Below are 16,657 nucleotides of genomic sequence, written 5' to 3'. Positions count from 1 at the left end.
AATCCTCCCGACAACAATCGCTCAGCCGACCTTCGCCGCCTTGGCGAAGGTGGCACGCGACGCCATGGGGATGGCACCGCCACGGGTCGGGTCGGCGTAGACGCCGCCGGCCGTCGCGTAGTCCTTGCCGGCGCGACGCTCCAGCACGATGCCGATCGATTCGACGTTGGGGATCTCTTCTTCGGTGAGTTCGGCCATGCGCGGCTTGCGGGCAAGGGCTGCCTCGACGAAGGGAGCCAGTTCCTCTTCCTTCTTCTTGACGCGCTCGTCCTCGCGCTCCTTCAACTCAGGCATCACTTCGCTGGCGAAAAGCTCCATCGCCTCGCAGATATGCTCGTGCTTGTTCATGCCGGATTGCTGAATGAATATCATCTGGTCGACACCGACGTCCGCGTAGGTTTTCAGATGCTCGCGCACGCTTTTCGGCGTGCCGATGCTGCCGGAACCCGGCGTCTCCTTCATGTCATCCTTGATCGTCTGGAACCGCCTCCAGAGATCGGTGCGACCCGGACGATGCTCGCCGTAAACGGCGTAGTGGGCGATCGAATAGCCAAAGAAACGGAACCCATCGAGGCCGCGTCGCACTGCTTCGTCATGGTTTTCATGAACCATCATGCCGTTCAGCGTGGCGAAATTGGCGTTCACCGTATGGCCGATCGGCACGCATTCGTCGGACTTGATGATGGCGTAATATTCGTCGCGCCATGCCTTGGCCTGCGAGGCTTCGACGAAGCCGAACACCAGCGCGCCGACGCCATTGCGGGCGGCACGCAGGATGCTCTCGCGGCGCGAGCAGGCCATCCAGATCGGTGGATGCAGCTTCTGAACCGGCTTCGGCACGATGTTGCGGACCGGCATGGAGAAGAACTGCCCCTCGTAACCGGGATAGGGGTTCATCGTCATCATGTTGGCCGTCTGCTCGACGCCTTCGCGCCACATCGCGGTCTTCTGTTCGGGCTCGATGCCAAAGCCGTGCATCTCGATCAGCGAACCGGATTCGCCCGTGCCCCATTCGAGGCGGCCACCCGACAGGATATCGAGCGTCGCCAGACGCTCGGCGACCCGTGCGGGATGATTGTAGTTCGGCGAGGACAGACAAATGCCGTGGCCAATGCGTATGTTCTTGGTCCGCTGCGTCACCGCGCCGAGGAAAACCTCCGGCGCCGATGAGTGCGAGTATTCCTCGAGGAAATGGTGCTCGACTTCCCACATATGGTCAAAGCCGAGACGGTCGGCCAGTTCGATCTGATCGAGCGCATCGTTGAACAACTTCTGCTCGCTGCCCTCTTTCCAGGGACGCGGCAACTGATGTTCGTAAAAGACTCCAAGCTTCATGAATTTCCTCCTGCAACGCCGGTAGCCGACTAAAGCTCCGCGTCTTCTTTGCCGTGCTTGAGAACCACATCGGCCTTGACTGGAGGCACCATGTCATGCGCAGTTGGAGCGCGCCAAATACATTTCGTACGTGCTGTACAGTTTCACATCCGTGAATAATGGCGATGCTCTGGGAGGAGCTTAGATGCAGTTGTCACAGGTCAAGTCGGCGACGCGCGCCGTCGAAATTCTTGAATTTTTCAAAAGGGTTAGGCAGCCGCGTGCGATGTCCGAGATTGCGCTGTCGCTAGGCTATCCGCAGTCAAGCACGACCGTTCTTCTCAAGACACTGATCGCACTCGGCTACCTGAATTTCGACCGCCGCGAACGGCTCTACTTTCCGACACCGAAAGTGACTTCCCTAGGCGACTGGATCCCCCGCGCACTGTTCGGCACGAGCCGCATTCTGGAGACCATGCACGATGTTCATGCCGCGACCGGCGAGACGGTTTCGATCGGCACCAAGAACGACGTCTATCTGCAATATGTCCAGATCATCCAGTCGGTCCACGCACTGCGTTTTCATGTCGACGAGGGCACGCTGCGTCCCCTCACCCAATCGGCGCTCGGCTGGCTTCTGATGTCGACCATGCCCGACGACAAGATCGACAACATTGTCCGGCGCGCCAATATCGCGACCGAAAAGAACTCGGAACGCGTCAAGATTCCCGAAATGATGGAACACATCCGCCAGATCCGCGGCAAAGGTTATTGTTCGGCCGAGGGCGTTCCCTTCCTGGGCGGTGGAACCATCTGCATTCTGTTGCCCGTCACTATTCAGAACCAACCGGTTGTGCTGGGACTTGGAGGTGCCGCCGAGCGCATCCGCCAAAACCATGATCGCTACCTAACCGTCCTCCAGCGAGCCGTGAAAGCGGTGAAACCTGATAATCCATTCGACCAGCCGATCGACATCGAGTTCTGAGATAAAGCTTGTCGCCCAAAAGTGCGTAGCGGTTTTGGGATAACGACATGCGGTAGAACAAGACTAAAGCTGCCGCACGGCGTGACAGCTTTAGTCGGTTTCGCCCTCATCCTGCCGGCTGAGGGCGAACTTCTAGCGCGACTGCTCGACTACCGGCTTTGCGGTGACCAGTGCTGCCGACGGTTTTTTCCCGCGCCGCGCAAGATATTTCATGAGAGCGCCAATCTCGCCGACAAAGCCACGCCTGAAGAAGACGATGACTACCAGCAGGATGACGCCCTGTCCGATCAATGCCCATTCGCCAAACCCGGCCAGATGATCGTTCATCAGGATGATGATTGCAGCGCCGAACATCGGACCTGTGAGTGTTCCCAACCCGCCGAGCAGCGTCATGAGAATGACCTCGCCGGAAACCGGCCACGACAGGTCGGTCAAGGTCGCGAACTGGAAAACCGTCGCCTTCATCGCCCCGGCGAGACCAGCCATGGTGGCCGACAGGGTGAAGGCGACGAGCTTGAATTTTTCCGGATCGAAGCCGAGCGATTCCACACGCGCCTCGTTGTCGCGGATAGCCTTCAGTACCTCGCCGAAGGGCGAGTGCACGATCCTGTAGAAGGCAAAGACCGCGACTGCTGAAAGTGCCAGGATAACATAGTAGAAGCTGAAGCTGTCGCGCACTTCGACGAGTCCGAAAAGCGGATTGCGCGGAATGCCCTGCATGCCGTTTTCGCCGCCGGTGAACTCCATCTGCAGCAGGACGAAATAGACGAGCTGCGAGAAGGCGAGCGTGATCATCGCAAACTGGATGCCCTGCCGGCGGATCGAAAGCTGGCCGATGACCAGACCGAGCAGGCCGGCTGCCAGCGCGCCACACAGTATGGCGACCTCCACCGAGATACTGGTTGTCTTGAGTATCTGCCCGGTGATGTAGGCCGCCCCGCCGAAGAACATGGCATGACCGAAACAGAGCAGCCCCGTATAACCAAGGAGCAGGTTGAACGAACAGGCGAAGATGACGAAACAAAGGATCGTCATCAAAAGAACCGGATAGACGAAGAATGGTGCAGCGATCGCAAGCGCCGCCGCAACAAGAATGATGATCAGCTTCGGGTTCATCGCGCGCCCTCACTGCGGCCGGAGAAGATGCCTGAGGGCCGCATGAACAGCGCGACGATCATGAACAGAAAGATCACCACGCTGGCAGCCTCGGGATAGAGAACCTTGGTCAGCCCTTCGACGATGCCCAGCATGTAGCCGGTGGCCATGGCGCCGACGATCGAGCCCATGCCGCCGATGACGACGACGGCGAAGACGACGATCATCACATTCGATCCCATCGAAGGCGACACCTGGTAGATCGGCGCAGCAAGTACGCCGCTAAGTGCCGCAAGGCCAACGCCGAAGCCGTAGGTCAGCGTCACCATCTTGGGGACGTTGATGCCGAAAGCCTCGACGATGTTCGGGTTTTCGTTGGCCGCCCGCAGATAGGCGCCGAGCTTGGTGTGTTCGATCAGCAACCAGGTTCCGATGCAGGTGACGAGTGAGAACACCACCACCCAAACGCGGTAGTAAGGCAGGAACATGAAACCGAGATTCATGCCGCCAGGCATGGGATTGTCATAGGGAATACCTGTAGAGCCATAGCGCTGGCGTATCAGGCCTTCAACGATCAGCGATACGGCATAGGTGGCAAGCAGGCCGTAGAGATGATCGAGGTTCTGCAACCTCCTGAGCAGCAGCCGTTCCATCAGCATGCCGAGAAGCGCCACTGCGATCGGCGCGATGACCAGCGCGCCCCAATAGGGCACGCCGAGAAAGGTCAGCAGCAGCCAGGCGACGAAGGCACCAAGCATGTATTGCGCGCCATGGGCGAAGTTCACGACATTCATCAGCCCGAAGATGATCGCCAGGCCCATGCTGAGCATGGCGTAGAAGGAACCGTTGATGAGCCCGAGCAGTATCTGGCCAAAGAGAAGCTGCGATGTGATGTTCTCGAACATAATGCCTCACACGCCCAGATAGGATTGAACACGGTCCATGCCGCTTTCGAGATCGGCGGCGGTCAGCACGTCGGCCACCTTGCCGTTCTCGACGACGACGTGACGATCCGCGACTTTTTTGGCGAAGCGCAGATTCTGTTCGACAAGCACGATGGTGAAACCCTGCTGCTTGAGACGCAGGATGAGTTCGCCGATCTCTTTCACGACCACTGGCGCCAGCCCCTCGCTCGGTTCGTCGAGCAGCAGCAGGCGCGAGCCCGTGCGAAGGATGCGCGCGATCGCAAGCATCTGCTGCTCGCCGCCGGAAAGTTTCGTGCCCTGGCTTGCCGCTCGCGCCTGGAGATTGGGGAACGCCTTGAAGAGCCCTTCGTTCGACATACCGCCCGATCGCAGCACCGGCGGCAGCAGAAGGTTCTCGCGCACCGAGAGCGAGGCGAAGATAGCCCTCTCCTCCGGACAATAGGCGATGCCCTTGCGCGCGATTTCATAGGTTCGCTTGCCGATTAATTCCTCTGCGCCAAGCCGAATGGACCCGGTGCGCTTGCGCACCACGCCCATGATGGAGCGCAGCGTGGTGGTCTTGCCGGCGCCGTTGCGGCCGATCAAGGTCAGTACCTCGCCCTCACGGACATCGAACGACATGCCGTGCAGAACGCGGGACTCGGCATACCAGGCACTGAGGTTCTCGATGGACAGCATCGCCGACGCCAGCCGGCTGTCTTCCGCCGCGACGACACGACTATTCATCGATGCCTCCCATATAGGCCGAGATCACCGCCGGATTGCCCGACACCTCGGCGTAAGAGCCCTCGGCGAGAGTCTGGCCGTGCTGCAACACGGTGATGCGATCGCAAAGGTTGGAGACGACCGAGAGATTATGCTCGACCAACAGCACCGTGCGCCCCACGGCTGCGGCTTTGATCAGCCTGGTGATAGGCTCGATGTCCTCATGGCCCATGCCGGCCGTCGGCTCGTCCAGCAGCAACACGATCGGTTCGAGCGCCAGCGTGGTGGCGATCTCCAGCGCGCGCTTCTTGCCGTAGGAAAGTTCCGCAGCAGCGACGTTGCGGCTGTCGGCCAATCCGACCTGTTCGAGCAGTTCTTGAGCACGTTTGTTCAACGGCGCAACGGCGGTGAGCGACCGCCAGAAGTGATAGGCCGCACCAAAGCGCGACTGCAACGCGACACGCACATTTTCCAGCGCGGTCAGGTTCGGAAAAGTCGCCGAAATCTGAAAGGACCGCACCAGCCCGCGCCGCGCCACCTGCGAGGAACGCAGCGCAGAAATGTCATCGCCATCGAACAGGATGCGCCCGCTGCTCGGCGACAGCGTCTTGGTCAGAAGATTGAAGCACGTCGTCTTGCCTGCGCCGTTCGGCCCGATCAGCGCGTGGATGGAGCCCCGCCGCACCGACAGGTTCACATCCTTCACCGCGGCAAAACCGGCAAAGAACTTCGTCAACCCCTCGGCAACCAGGACGTTGTCCGACTGCTCAAAGTTTGCAACGTCGGGCGCTCTTATCGCCTCGGCGTGTATGGACATCCAACTCCTCCCCTTCGGACGCAACCCCTCACTCCCGGTGATTGCGTCTTGCGACCTTTGCCCTTGTCAGCCCGGCAATTCCAGCACCGCTTTCGCCAGAATATTCTTCTGGATCTCGTTCGATCCGCCGAAGATGGCCGGCGCGCGCGAATCCAGGAACAGGTTCATGGCATCGACCTGACCGTTTCCGGCATCGAGATCGTCGGCGAAACGCGCTTCCTCTCCCGCCACCAGAAGCATCTCCTCGGTGATGCGCTGATAGAGCTCCGTGGTGAAGATCTTCAGCATGGAGACGTCAGCCCCAAGTTCGCCGCCGGAACGCAGCACCTTGGCGAAGCGCTCGAAGCTCGAACCGAGATCGTAGAGGTCCAACCGAAGCTTCGCATAGCGCGAGACGAATGCCGGATCGTCGAAGGCGCCGCGCGCTTCCGCCAGCCGCTCCAGCCGGCCCAGCGCATATTCCGGGCGTGTCGGCGCGCCGAGAAAGATGCGCTCGTGGCCGAGCACCGATTTGGCGACCGTCCAGCCTTCATTGACCTTGCCGACAAGGTTCTTCGCCGGCACTCGAACATTGTCGAAAAACACTTCGCAGAAATCCGCCTCGCCGCGCAGATTGGTTATCGGCCGCACGCGCACGCCGGGCGACGTCAGGTCGGCCAGCAGAACGGTGATGCCCCTCTGCGGCTTGGCTTCCTTGTCGGTACGCACCAGGACGAAAATCCAGTTGGCGCAATGGGCAAGCGTCGTCCAGATTTTCTGACCGTTGATGACGAATTCGTCGCCGTCGAGCACGGCTTGCGTCCGCAGGCTTGCCAGATCCGAGCCTGCGTTTGGTTCCGAATAGCCCTGGCACCAGACATGCTCGCCCGAGAGGATGCGCGGCAGGTAATGCGCCTTCTGCTCCTGCGTGCCGTATTGAATGAGCAGCGGGCCGACGAGACCGATGCCGTGATCCGGAATGCGCGGACAGCCGAGCCGACCCCATTCCTCGACATAGATCATGTGCTTGGCCGGGCTGAGCCCCATGCCGCCATGCTCCTGCGGCCATGTCGGCGCCAGCCAGCCCTTGGCCGCCAGCGCGTGATACCACTCTGCCACCTCGTCGAAGAGCGGACGCTGCTTGCGCATGTAGCGCAGATGCGGCGGGCAGTTCTCGTCGACCCAGCTGCGGAAGACTTTTCGGAATTCCTCGTCGGGTAGCTCGTTCCAGTCAGCCGCCATCACAGGCTATCCTTGAAGACCGGCTCGCGCTTTTCGAGGAAGGCGCGCATGGCTTCCTTGGAATCTTCGTGCTGGGTCATCTCGACAGTCAGGTTCTGCTCGAAACGATAGCCGTCCTTCAGGCTCATCGTCTCGACAGTGTTGATGGCGCGCTTGGCGAGCCTGAGTGCCGCCGGGCTCTTCCTGGCGATCTCATTGGCGATCTTCATCGCCTCGTCCATCAGCTGCTCGAGTGGCACGCAGGCCTCGATGATGCCGCGCCGATAAAGTTCAGCCGCCGGCACGCGGTAGCCGGAAAGCACCATGCGCCGCGTAAGCGAATGCGGGATGAGCCGCATCGTGTGGCGCACGCCGCCCATCAGGCCGATATCGATTTCCGGCAGGCCGAAGACGGCGTTGTCGGAAGCAAGAATGATATCCGAGCAGATAGCGAGCCCCATGCCGGCGCCAAGCGCGGGTCCGTTGACCGCAGCAATCACCGGCTTGTTCGATTCCATAATGCAGAAGCCGACTTCGCGGGTACGGCGCAGATGCCGATAGGTGTCGCCGGGAACAGCCCCAACCTTGCCGCGCGACTTGATGTCGGCCCCGGCCGAAAAGATCTTACCGCGGCCGGTGAGCACGATGACACGGACGGTCGGCGTTTCATTCAGTTCATCAAAGACCGAGATGAATTCCTCGACGAACTCCCGCGACTGGGCATTCACCGGCGGCGCGTCCATCGTCACGATGGCGACGTGATCCTTGATTTCGGTCTTGATCAGATTGTTTTCCATGTATTCCTCCCAGTCGCTCAGGCTGCGCGCTCGAGCTCGACGAATTGCAGCCGCAGCGCTTCGGACTGGCCAAGCGTGGCATTGAGATTGATGGCGCGCTTCAGGTAGAGGCCGATGTCGCACTCGTCGGTGAAGCCCATCGCGCCATGAAGATGCAGAGTCCGGCGGCAGATCGAAACGGCGGCGTCGCCGGCCCGCGCCTTGGCTGCAAGCACGGCGAGCCGCGCGGCTCGAACATCGCCGGCATCGAGTGTTTCCACCGCGTTGACGACGGCAGCGCAGGCAAATTCCGCATCAGACCACATGTCGACCAGCCGGTGCTGGATCGCCTGGAAACTGGCGATCGGCTTGCCGAACTGCACGCGGTCCTTGGTGTAGCCGATGGTGATTTCCAGCGCGCGCGAGGCGATGCCCGCAAGTTCGGCTGCCAGTGCAAGGCGCGCGTGAAGGATGGGAGATTCGAGCAATGCATCGGCACTTTCGGCGCGTGCAAGCACCAGGCTTTCCGGCACCTCGCATCCAGCAAAAGTCAGGCTCGCAATCATCGCGCCGTCGATACCCGGCCGCTCGTTAATGGTCACGCCGGCGCTTGCCGCCGGCACGCTGAGCAACAGACAGCCTTCGGAACAATCCGCCACGACCAGAAAATCCGTCGCCGAACGCGCGGCATCGACGAAATGCTTTTCGCCGGTCAGCGCAAAACCGCCCGCTGTCGCCGTGGCGACAACCGGCCTCGCATGGCTTGATTTCGATGGGTTCTGCCATGCAGGCACTGCGATGACGCTGCTGTCGGCAATGCCGGCGCAAAGCCGTGTGCGCTCTTCGGATACGGAAACATTGGCGAGGAGAGCGCCTGAGAACACCGCCGCCATAGCTACGGGTTCGGCAATCAGCGCCCGGCCGAGCGCTTCGCTGAGCACAGCCTGCTCGCGCATGCCGAGCCCTGCCCCACCGAGACCCTCGGGCAATAGCAACCCGGTCCAGCCGGCCTCGGCCATCGCCTTCCACGCTTGCTTGTCGAGATCGCCAGCACTTGCCCGCTTGTCACGGAGCGACTTGGTGCCGGAATGCTGTGCAGTGAAACCTGCAGCACTTTCGCGCAGCATCGCCAGCATGCCGTCCGGATCGTCAAACATTGCCTGCGGCATCATTCCTCCCTTGATGCAGAGCCGTGACGCTAGGCGATCCCGCCAAGGCACACAATCTCTGCATAACCGTGCTGTTGATATTCACAGATGTGAAGTCTGCTTCACGCTGGCAGCGCGTGATCCCTGAACTGCTCGCGCAGTTTCGTCTTCTGCAGCTTGCCGGTGGCGGTATGCGGCAGTTCCTCGACAAAGGTCACATCGTCCGGCAGCCACCATTTGGCGACCCGCGTGGACAGGAAGTCCAGCAGCTCCTGCCGCGACGGATCGGTGCCCGGCTTCTTCACCACGATCAGCAGCGGCCGCTCCTGCCATTTGGGGTGCGGCAGGCCAATGACCGCCGCTTCCTGAACGGAGGGATGCGCGACCGCGACATTTTCGAGATCGATCGAGCTGATCCACTCGCCGCCCGATTTGATGACATCTTTGGAGCGGTCGGTGATCTGGATGTAACCGTCGGCGTCGATCATCGCCACATCGCCTGTCGCGAACCAGCCATCCGCATCGAGAACATCGCCGCCTTCGCCCCTGAAGTAGCCGGAACTGACCCACGGTCCGCGCACCATCAGGTCGCCGGCGATAGATCCGTCATGGGGCAGCGATTTTCCATCCTCGCCGGCGATCCTGAGTTCGACACCATAGATCGCCCTGCCCTGCTTGGCCTGGATCGTCACCTGCTCGTCAAGCGGCAGGTTGCGATGCTTGGGCAGGAGATTACCGATGGAGCCAAGCGGGCTTGTCTCGCTCATGCCCCAAGCATGGATGACGAAAGCACCGAATTTTTCGTGGAATTTTTCGATGATGGCGCGTGGTGCCGCCGACCCGCCGACGACCACGCGCTCCAGCTTGATCTGCGAAAGATCGAGATCAGGATTCTCGTCAATATGCTTGAAGAAGCCCAGCCAGACCGTCGGTACGCCGAGTGAAAAATTGCACTCTTCGCGCACGGCAAGCTCATAGATGCTTTTGCCATCGAGCCATGGCCCCGGCAGCACCAGCTTGGCGCCGCACATCGCCGCCGCATAGGGAATGCCCCACGCATTCACATGGAACAACGGCACCACCAATAGCACGCTGTCTGCACTCGAAAGCTTCAGCCCGTCACTGGAACAGGCCGTGAAGGAGTGCAGCACCGTGGAACGATGGCTATAGAGGACGCCTTTCGGATTACCGGTGGTGCCGGATGTATAGCACAGCGACGAAGCAGTTCTTTCGTCGAACAGCGGCCATTCGAAATCTTCATCTTCCGCTTCGACCAACGTCTCGTAGCAAAGGCAATCGCCAACATTGCCCGGCACATGCGCTGCGTCGGTCATGGCCACGAATTTTTCGACGCTCGCCAGCTTTGGCTGCAACTTCGCCACCAGATCGGCGAATGTGATGTCGAAGAACAGCACGCTGCCTTCGGCGTGATTGACGATGTAGTCGATCTGCTCGGGGAAAAGCCTGGGGTTCACCGTATGCAGCACGGCGCCGAGACCGGAGACGGCGAAGTAAAGCTCCATATGGCGATGCGTGTTCCACGCCAGCGTCGCGACGCGGTCGCCCGGCTTCACGCCAAGCCGCACCAGCGCCTTGGCAAGCTTGGCAGCGCGCGACCTGATACCGGCATAGTTGGTGCGGTGTTCCGGCCCCTCGCAGGTCTTGCTGACGATTTCGACACCTGCGTGATAGCGCGCCGCATGCTCGACAAGGGTCGAGATCAGCAGTGGGCGGTCCTGCATCAAACCGAGCATAGGCATCTCCTCCAGCGCAACCGCGCTTGCCCGGTCTCCTCCGGCAGCGGTGCTCTGTAGAGTTCTCGACCGCCGGGCCTCCTGTCAAACAAAACGCAATTGCGAAGGGAAGTTTCACATCCATGAAACTGGCAGGCATTACCTAAGCTCTTGAAAGCTTCCCACGACCCTCAGAGGAGCGATGATGGTTCGGCAATCCTCACGATCGATTTGCCGGTGTTCTCTCCACCGAGCAGACCCAGAAATGCCGGAACGATATTGTCGAAACCTTCGGACAGATGTTCGCGGCTGACGACCAGGCCTTCATCTAGCCATTTCGTCATTTCGCCTTCGAAGTCGGGGAAGTTGGGTGCGATGTCATAGACGATGAACCCGCGGATCGTTATCCGGCGAACCAGTATCCAGCGCATCAGTTCGGCCAATGCGCGAGGGTCTCCAGCCTTCTGGCCGTCATATTGCGAGATCAGCCCGCACAGTGGCACGCGCGCGAAGTTGTTGACCAGCGGCAGGACTGCTTCCGTCACCGGCCCGCCGACATTGTCGAAATAGATATCGACGCCTTTCGGGCACGCATCCTTCAGCGCGCTTGCAAAATCCGGCGCGCGATAATTCACGCAGGCGTCGAATTTCAGCTCTTCGGTCACGAAGCGGCACTTTTCCTGCGAACCAGCGATACCGACCACGCGGCAACCTTTTACCTTTCCGATCTGGCCGACAAGCCCGCCGACCGCACCGGCGGCGGCAGACACGACCAGCGTCTCGCCCGGCTTCGGCTTGCCGATTTGCAGCAGGCCGGCATAGGCGGTCTCTCCGGTCATGCCGAGCGGTCCGAGATAGGCGGTCGGGTGAGGTGTGCGAAGCGGGATCAGCTTGGCCGCCTTCGCCGGCACGGCGGCGAAATCCTGCCAGCCGCCGGAAACCGCAACCAGATCGCCTTTTGAGAACCCGTGTGCGCGGGCCTCAATCACCTCGGCCACGCTTCGGCCCGGGATCGTCTCGCCGATCTGCAGAGGCGGCGTATAGCTCTCTCGATCATGCATCTTCAGCCGCAGATAAGGATCCACCGAGAGCCATAGATTGCGGCACAGGATTTCGCCCGCTTCGGGCACGGGCATCGGCGCTTCGCGCATGATGAATGTCTCGGCCGCCGGTCGTCCTTCCGGCCTCGCCGCAAAGGCGATTTGTCGGTTCGCTATCAATGCATCCTCCCGCTAAGCGACATAAACGCAATCTGCAGTCGCCATCTTCGGACAATTTGATCGAGCTGCAGAGAACGGTCAAAGCGATAAGCTGTCGTCGGCCCTGTTTCACGCTTGTGAAACTCTTCGGAACCTCTGGGCATGATCTTCGGCAATTCACATCCGTGAAACTGATGCTGCCTCCCTTCAGGAGGATTGCGGGGTGGCCTCGTTCACCCATTATGCCGAACTCTGAAAGTTGCCGAAAAAGGGCCGGGAAACGCATCATGAGCCAATTGTTCGGCGAGGGCAGAATTGGCGGTCTTCAGGTTGAAAACCGCATCGTCGTCTCACCGATGTGCCAATACAGTGCCGTCGAAGGCACGGCGCAACCGTGGCATCTGATCCACATCGGCAATCTCATGATGTCGGGGGCAGGCCTGGTCATCATGGAGGCGACAGCAGTCGAGGATATCGGCCGCGGCACGCTCGGCTGCCTGGGAATCTGCAGCGACGAGAACGAGAGGGCCCTGGCAGAACTCGTCGTGACGGCAAAGAAACTGTCGACCGCCAAGCTGGGCCTTCAGCTAACCCATGCCGGCCGCAAGGCGGCAACAAGAACGATCCCGGATCGCTGGCGCGGCGAACCGCTTCCGCTGGACGAAGGCGCCTGGAAGCCGGTTGCCCCATCGGCCATCTGCTTTGACAAGCACTGGCAAGTGCCCGAAGAACTCGATGAAGAGGGAATCCTGCGCATCATCGACGCCTTTGCCTGCTCCGCGCAACGCGCCGATCGCGCCGGCTTCGATCTTATCGAGATCCACGGCGCACATGGATATCTGATCCACAACTTCCTTTCGCCACTCTCCAACAGACGTTCCGACAAATGGGGCGGCTCGCTTGAAAACCGCATGCGCTTTGCGCTGGAAATCGTCGGCGCTGTGCGCAGCGTCTGGCCAAAGGAGAAGGCATTCGGCTTCCGCGTCAACAGCACCGACTGGCATCCCGAGGGCTTCAGTCTCGATGATGCAGTCATCTTTGCGCAAGCGCTGGAGCAGGCCGGTCTGGACTATGTCGTCATGTCTGCCGGCAATATCGCACCCGGCATATCCATCCCTCCCGCGACGCCCGGCCATCAGGTACCGTTCGCCACTTCGATCAAGGAGAATACCGGCCTGACAGCAATGGCTGTCGGCATGATCGGGCGCTTTGAACAGGCCGAAGCCATCATCGCCAATGACGAGGCCGATTTTGTCGCCCTGGCCCGGCCGATGCTGGACAATCCGCGATGGGGCATCCATGCCGCCGCCGCACTCGGCGCCGACATAGCCTATCCGCCGCAATATATGCGCGCACGGCCCAACAACTGGCTTGGTTTCACCTATGTCCATCCGGAAGCCAAGCCGCCGGCATCCACGTTACAACTCGACCGGCCACCCAGTGTCGCATGGGACAGGCCGAGGGACGCTTAGATAGGCGATTGAAATCTGACGGGCACGCCATATGGCGCGCCCGTCGACAAGATTTTGAGTTTTCGATGCCTCAAACAAACAGGAAATCGCTGAGCGAAAGCGTAGAGACGTGCGTGGTGTCGCTGGCTAGGGTCACGATAAGCTCGGCGTCATAATTGTTGCCCGTCCCGTCGCGATCAAACCAGAGCCGCCCATTGTCCGTTTCGAACAGGAACTGCGGACCGGTTCCCGAAGCCTGCGGATCGGCACCTACCACGAACCCGGGATTGCCGCTGGCAGCCATCCCGAAGTCCGAGCGGTCAATGACGAGCTTGTCCTGGCCGCGCGTAAAATCGACGATCTGGTCACCTGTTCCGAAACCATCGGTGTGGAAGACAAACTGATCCTTGCCGGCGCCGCCCTGAAGCAGGTCACCGCCCGCTCCACCTTCCAGAACATCGTCGCCCGCACCGCCGAAAAGGAAATCGTCGCTGTCGCCGCCGAAGAACTTCTCATTGGCGGACGTCCCGCGAATGTCGTCGTCCAGCGCGCTGCCATAGACGATCTCAATTCCCGTGACCGTCAGGCCTTTGGCCATGCCGGCATTGTTGGCGTTGTTGGCCAGATCCAGGATGACCGACTTCTCCGACGAGAAACCGAACTTCAGCGTGTCCGAACCCGAGCCGCCGTCAAAGACGTCGACACCGTTGCCGTTGGTGCGGATAAGGATGTCATTGCCCGCATCGCCGTAGAGCTTGTCGTTGCCCGCGCCATCCTCGAGGCTGTCGTTACCGGCTCCACCGCGCAGCGTATCATTGCCATTGTTGCCCACGAGCACGTCGTTGAGTGCGCTGGCCGTAACCGTGTCATTGCCGCTGGTTCCGTAGAATTCGAGGCTTTCAGCGGCCGTGAACTTGGTTACCGAATTGACCGCGACGGTCCCGTTCGAGAAGGTGAAGCTTACACCGGTGGCCTGATTGGAAAGATCGACGTAAACGCGGTCGCTGCCCGTGCCACCGTCGGCGAAATCGCCATGGTTGATGCGCAGCTTGTCGTCTCCGGCGCCGCCGTAAAGCTTGTCTGCCCCCGTGTCGAACTGAGTGTTGTAGGTCGCATGGAGTACGTCGTTTCCGTCACCGCCCTCGAGCCGGTCGGCACCTGATCCGCCATATAGACTGTCGTTACCGGCAAGTCCTTTCAGCGTATCGTTGCCCGCCCCACCATGGAACGTGTCATTGAGCGCTCCGCCGGTGAGATTGTCGGCACCTGAGCCGGACCACATCTGGACCGCCTCTATGTTCTTCAACGTCACGTCGCCGTTTGTCAGCGTCGCATTGGGCGAAAGGACGAAGGTCAGGTTTTTGGTCGCTTGCGATCGGCTGACCGAAGCGATGTCCGTACCCGTACCACCATCGACAGTGAACTTTCCAGCGGTGCTGCCGCCGGCATAGTTGATCCTGACGGCATCATTGCCCGTGCCCAACAGGATCGTGTTAGCGCCGGTGCCTGCGCTTATGTCGATCGAGACACTGTCGTTGCCGTTGCCGGTATTGATAGAGTTGGCGCCACCGCTGTCATAGACCACATCGTTGCCGTCCCCACCGTTGATGGTATCGTTGCCGGCACCGCCATCAAGGGTATCATTGCCAGCACCGCCGATCAGCTTGTCGTTGCCGCCATAGCCATAGAATTTGACCGAAAGGGCAGATCCGGCAGTCAGGGTGTCGCTGCCCGATCCGGCGTGGATCGTGTAGTGCTCGGCATCCGTGACGACGGTGCCATCGCTGAGTTTTCCTGTGTTCCCGGTGATCGAGAAGGTCAACGCGCCTGCAACGTCCTTGCGGAGGATCGTGACCGAATCGATGCCCGCGCCGGCGCGGACGGTGTCCTTGCCCCCATTGCCCACTGAGATCGTGTCGTTACCGTCGCCACCGCTTACAGTGTCGATGCCGGTGCCGGCGTCGAGAGTGTCGTTGCCTTTGCCGCCCGAGAGCGTGTCGTTGCCGCCCCAACTCGTCATCGTGTCGTTGCCGTCCCAGCCTGTCCACCTGTCGGCGCTGGTGGAACCCGCGCCACTGTCCAGCTGGTAGGATTCGATGCCAATGAAGGTGGACCCGTCCGAGAGCGTGTTGGTGACGGTAGGGGCCTTGGCGGTGAAGGCGCCGGCCAGCTTGTTGATCACCAGCACGTCCGCGCCGGTGCCGCCATCGATCGTATCCTTGCCCTCGCCGATCACGATACTGATGATGTCGTTTCCAGCACCAGCCTTGATGGTGTCGATGCCTGCATTGCCGGCGAGGATGTCATTGCCGTTGCCGCCATCGATTGTATCGTTTCCAGCGTCGCCCTGTATGATGTCGTTGCCTTCTCCGCTGGTCAGAGCGTCGTTGCCGTCGCCACCCATCAGGAGATCGTCACCATAATCGCCGTAGATCTTATCGTTGCCGGCGTCGCCCATGAGTATGTCGCCGCCGTAACCGCCCTTGAGCGTGTCCTGACCTAGACCGCCCATGATGTAGTCAACACCATTGCCGCCATCGACGATATCGTCGCCCTCACCGCCGGTGAGGAAGTCGTTGCCGATGCCGCCATTGAGGGTATCGTTGCCGGCGCCACCATCGAGGGTGTCGTTCCAGCGACCACCGGTGAGAGTGTCGCCGAAATCGCTGCCCGTTATCTGGTATTGCTCGACATTGACGACGCTGATGCCTCCCAACAAGGTCGACTGCGCGATCGGATCTTTCGCAGTGAAGGTGACCCCCGCTGCCTGGCTTGCGTAGTTGATCATCAACGTATCGAAGCCGAGACCGCCATTGACTATGTCACCGTTGCCATTCGCCAGGTCGAAGACCATGATCCTGTCATCACCGGTACCGGCATTGATCCTGTCGGCTCCCGCGCCACCATCGATCATGTCGCTGCCGGAATTGCCGTTGAGCACGTCGGCGCCGTCATCCCCGGAGATGTAATCGTCCTGGAACCCGCCCGACACTGTGTCATTTCCCGAGGACGCCAGAATGGTGTCATCGCTCAAGCCGCCGGTGATAACATCCGCATCGCCGGTCCCGAATAGTGTATCGGCCGCATCTGTTCCTGGTATATTTGCCATCGTCAGTTACCTCCTTGATGACGCAGAAGTGCGTAGCCGCCTCGCATATGCGAGGCAGTCTGGTTCAACTCGTTTTCGTGCCAGCTAAACCGCCGTCCTGATCTGGACGCGGTTGCGGCCCCCTCGATCAAAGGACACCCAGCCCTGCCGCAGCCTGGAACATCCCTCGAAAGGCTGAATGGCTCTTAGCCCTCAGCCT

Annotated in this window: 13 protein-coding genes; 2 read left to right on the top strand and 11 right to left on the bottom strand. The window is 60.5% G+C overall.

All coding sequences use genetic code 11. From position 1 onward, the window contains the following. Window positions 1-21 precede the first annotated feature (21 nt). Window positions 22-1,335, bottom strand: coding sequence for an LLM class flavin-dependent oxidoreductase (locus WBQ96_RS02235; protein ID WP_165117044.1), 1,314 nt, complete (start codon window positions 1,333-1,335; stop codon window positions 22-24). Between the two features lie 184 nt (window positions 1,336-1,519). Here WBQ96_RS02235 and WBQ96_RS02230 point away from each other — a divergent pair, with 184 nt between their 5' ends. Further along, entirely contained in the window at window positions 1,520-2,299 is a 780-nt protein-coding gene (locus WBQ96_RS02230; RefSeq protein WP_165117046.1) for an IclR family transcriptional regulator, read from the top strand. Window positions 2,300-2,431: 132 nt separating this feature from the next. On the opposite strand, the gene WBQ96_RS02225 is transcribed toward WBQ96_RS02230, so the two are convergent. From WBQ96_RS02225 to WBQ96_RS02185, 9 genes are all read right to left on the bottom strand, one after another. Next, window positions 2,432-3,415 (bottom strand): branched-chain amino acid ABC transporter permease, encoded by a 984-nt coding sequence (locus tag WBQ96_RS02225; protein WP_336546667.1) that lies wholly within the window; start codon window positions 3,413-3,415, stop codon window positions 2,432-2,434. After that, a complete protein-coding gene (locus tag WBQ96_RS02220; RefSeq protein ID WP_165117050.1) occupies window positions 3,412-4,299 on the bottom strand; it encodes a branched-chain amino acid ABC transporter permease in 888 nt (295 codons plus the stop codon). The genes WBQ96_RS02225 and WBQ96_RS02220 overlap by 4 nt, the downstream gene beginning before the upstream one ends. A 6-nt stretch (window positions 4,300-4,305) precedes the next feature. Further along, window positions 4,306-5,046, bottom strand: a complete 741-nt coding sequence (locus WBQ96_RS02215; RefSeq protein WP_165117052.1) for an ABC transporter ATP-binding protein — start codon at window positions 5,044-5,046, stop codon at window positions 4,306-4,308. Then, entirely contained in the window at window positions 5,039-5,842 is an 804-nt protein-coding gene (locus WBQ96_RS02210; protein ID WP_165117054.1) for an ABC transporter ATP-binding protein, read from the bottom strand. The genes WBQ96_RS02215 and WBQ96_RS02210 overlap by 8 nt, the downstream gene beginning before the upstream one ends. A 66-nt stretch (window positions 5,843-5,908) precedes the next feature. Then, on the bottom strand, window positions 5,909-7,063 hold the full coding sequence (locus WBQ96_RS02205; RefSeq protein WP_336546672.1) for an acyl-CoA dehydrogenase family protein: 1,155 nt from the start codon (window positions 7,061-7,063) through the stop codon (window positions 5,909-5,911). Then, a complete protein-coding gene (locus WBQ96_RS02200; RefSeq protein WP_336546675.1) occupies window positions 7,063-7,839 on the bottom strand; it encodes an enoyl-CoA hydratase/isomerase family protein in 777 nt (258 codons plus the stop codon). The genes WBQ96_RS02205 and WBQ96_RS02200 overlap by 1 nt, the downstream gene beginning before the upstream one ends. A gap of 17 nt (window positions 7,840-7,856) precedes the next feature. Continuing rightward, complete coding sequence (locus WBQ96_RS02195; protein ID WP_337035857.1) at window positions 7,857-8,990, bottom strand: acyl-CoA dehydrogenase family protein; 1,134 nt, start codon at window positions 8,988-8,990, stop codon at window positions 7,857-7,859. 98 nt (window positions 8,991-9,088) lie between these two features. Further along, complete coding sequence (locus tag WBQ96_RS02190; RefSeq protein WP_336546679.1) at window positions 9,089-10,720, bottom strand: 3-(methylthio)propionyl-CoA ligase; 1,632 nt, start codon at window positions 10,718-10,720, stop codon at window positions 9,089-9,091. A 170-nt stretch (window positions 10,721-10,890) separates the two neighbouring features. Further along, on the bottom strand, window positions 10,891-11,919 hold the full coding sequence (locus WBQ96_RS02185) for an NADP-dependent oxidoreductase (RefSeq protein WP_336546681.1): 1,029 nt from the start codon (window positions 11,917-11,919) through the stop codon (window positions 10,891-10,893). 266 nt (window positions 11,920-12,185) lie between these two features. Between WBQ96_RS02185 and WBQ96_RS02180 the strand changes: the two genes are divergently transcribed. Continuing rightward, a complete protein-coding gene (locus WBQ96_RS02180; protein ID WP_336546683.1) occupies window positions 12,186-13,370 on the top strand; it encodes an NADH:flavin oxidoreductase/NADH oxidase in 1,185 nt (394 codons plus the stop codon). A 70-nt stretch (window positions 13,371-13,440) separates the two neighbouring features. Here WBQ96_RS02180 and WBQ96_RS02175 read toward each other — a convergent pair whose 3' ends face one another. Next, window positions 13,441-16,458, bottom strand: coding sequence for a calcium-binding protein (locus WBQ96_RS02175; RefSeq protein ID WP_336546686.1), 3,018 nt, complete (start codon window positions 16,456-16,458; stop codon window positions 13,441-13,443). Window positions 16,459-16,657: the final 199 nt, after the last annotated feature.

The sequence above is a fragment of the Mesorhizobium sp. CCNWLY176 genome (assembly GCF_037153935.1).
Classification (GTDB): domain Bacteria; phylum Pseudomonadota; class Alphaproteobacteria; order Rhizobiales; family Rhizobiaceae; genus Mesorhizobium_M; species Mesorhizobium_M zhangyense.
Note: the sequence above shows the minus strand (reverse complement) of the source record. Positions and strands in the feature narration are given on the sequence as shown.

Excerpts from the sequence above, each read along its gene's own strand:
- WBQ96_RS02230 (WP_165117046.1), top strand. The coding sequence starts at position 1,520 with ATGCAGTTGTCACAGGTCAAGTCGGCGACGCGCGCCGTCGAAATTCTT.
- WBQ96_RS02200 (WP_336546675.1), bottom strand. The coding sequence starts at position 7,839 with ATGGAAAACAATCTGATCAAGACCGAAATCAAGGATCACGTCGCCATC.
- WBQ96_RS02205 (WP_336546672.1), bottom strand. The coding sequence starts at position 7,063 with ATGGCGGCTGACTGGAACGAGCTACCCGACGAGGAATTCCGAAAAGTC.
- WBQ96_RS02190 (WP_336546679.1), bottom strand. The coding sequence starts at position 10,720 with ATGCTCGGTTTGATGCAGGACCGCCCACTGCTGATCTCGACCCTTGTC.
- WBQ96_RS02180 (WP_336546683.1), top strand. The coding sequence starts at position 12,186 with ATGAGCCAATTGTTCGGCGAGGGCAGAATTGGCGGTCTTCAGGTTGAA.
- WBQ96_RS02215 (WP_165117052.1), bottom strand. The coding sequence starts at position 5,046 with ATGAATAGTCGTGTCGTCGCGGCGGAAGACAGCCGGCTGGCGTCGGCG.
- WBQ96_RS02225 (WP_336546667.1), bottom strand. The coding sequence starts at position 3,415 with ATGAACCCGAAGCTGATCATCATTCTTGTTGCGGCGGCGCTTGCGATC.
- WBQ96_RS02195 (WP_337035857.1), bottom strand. The coding sequence starts at position 8,990 with ATGATGCCGCAGGCAATGTTTGACGATCCGGACGGCATGCTGGCGATG.
- WBQ96_RS02220 (WP_165117050.1), bottom strand. The coding sequence starts at position 4,299 with ATGTTCGAGAACATCACATCGCAGCTTCTCTTTGGCCAGATACTGCTC.
- WBQ96_RS02175 (WP_336546686.1), bottom strand. The coding sequence starts at position 16,458 with ATGGCAAATATACCAGGAACAGATGCGGCCGATACACTATTCGGGACC.
- WBQ96_RS02210 (WP_165117054.1), bottom strand. The coding sequence starts at position 5,842 with ATGTCCATACACGCCGAGGCGATAAGAGCGCCCGACGTTGCAAACTTT.
- WBQ96_RS02235 (WP_165117044.1), bottom strand. The coding sequence starts at position 1,335 with ATGAAGCTTGGAGTCTTTTACGAACATCAGTTGCCGCGTCCCTGGAAA.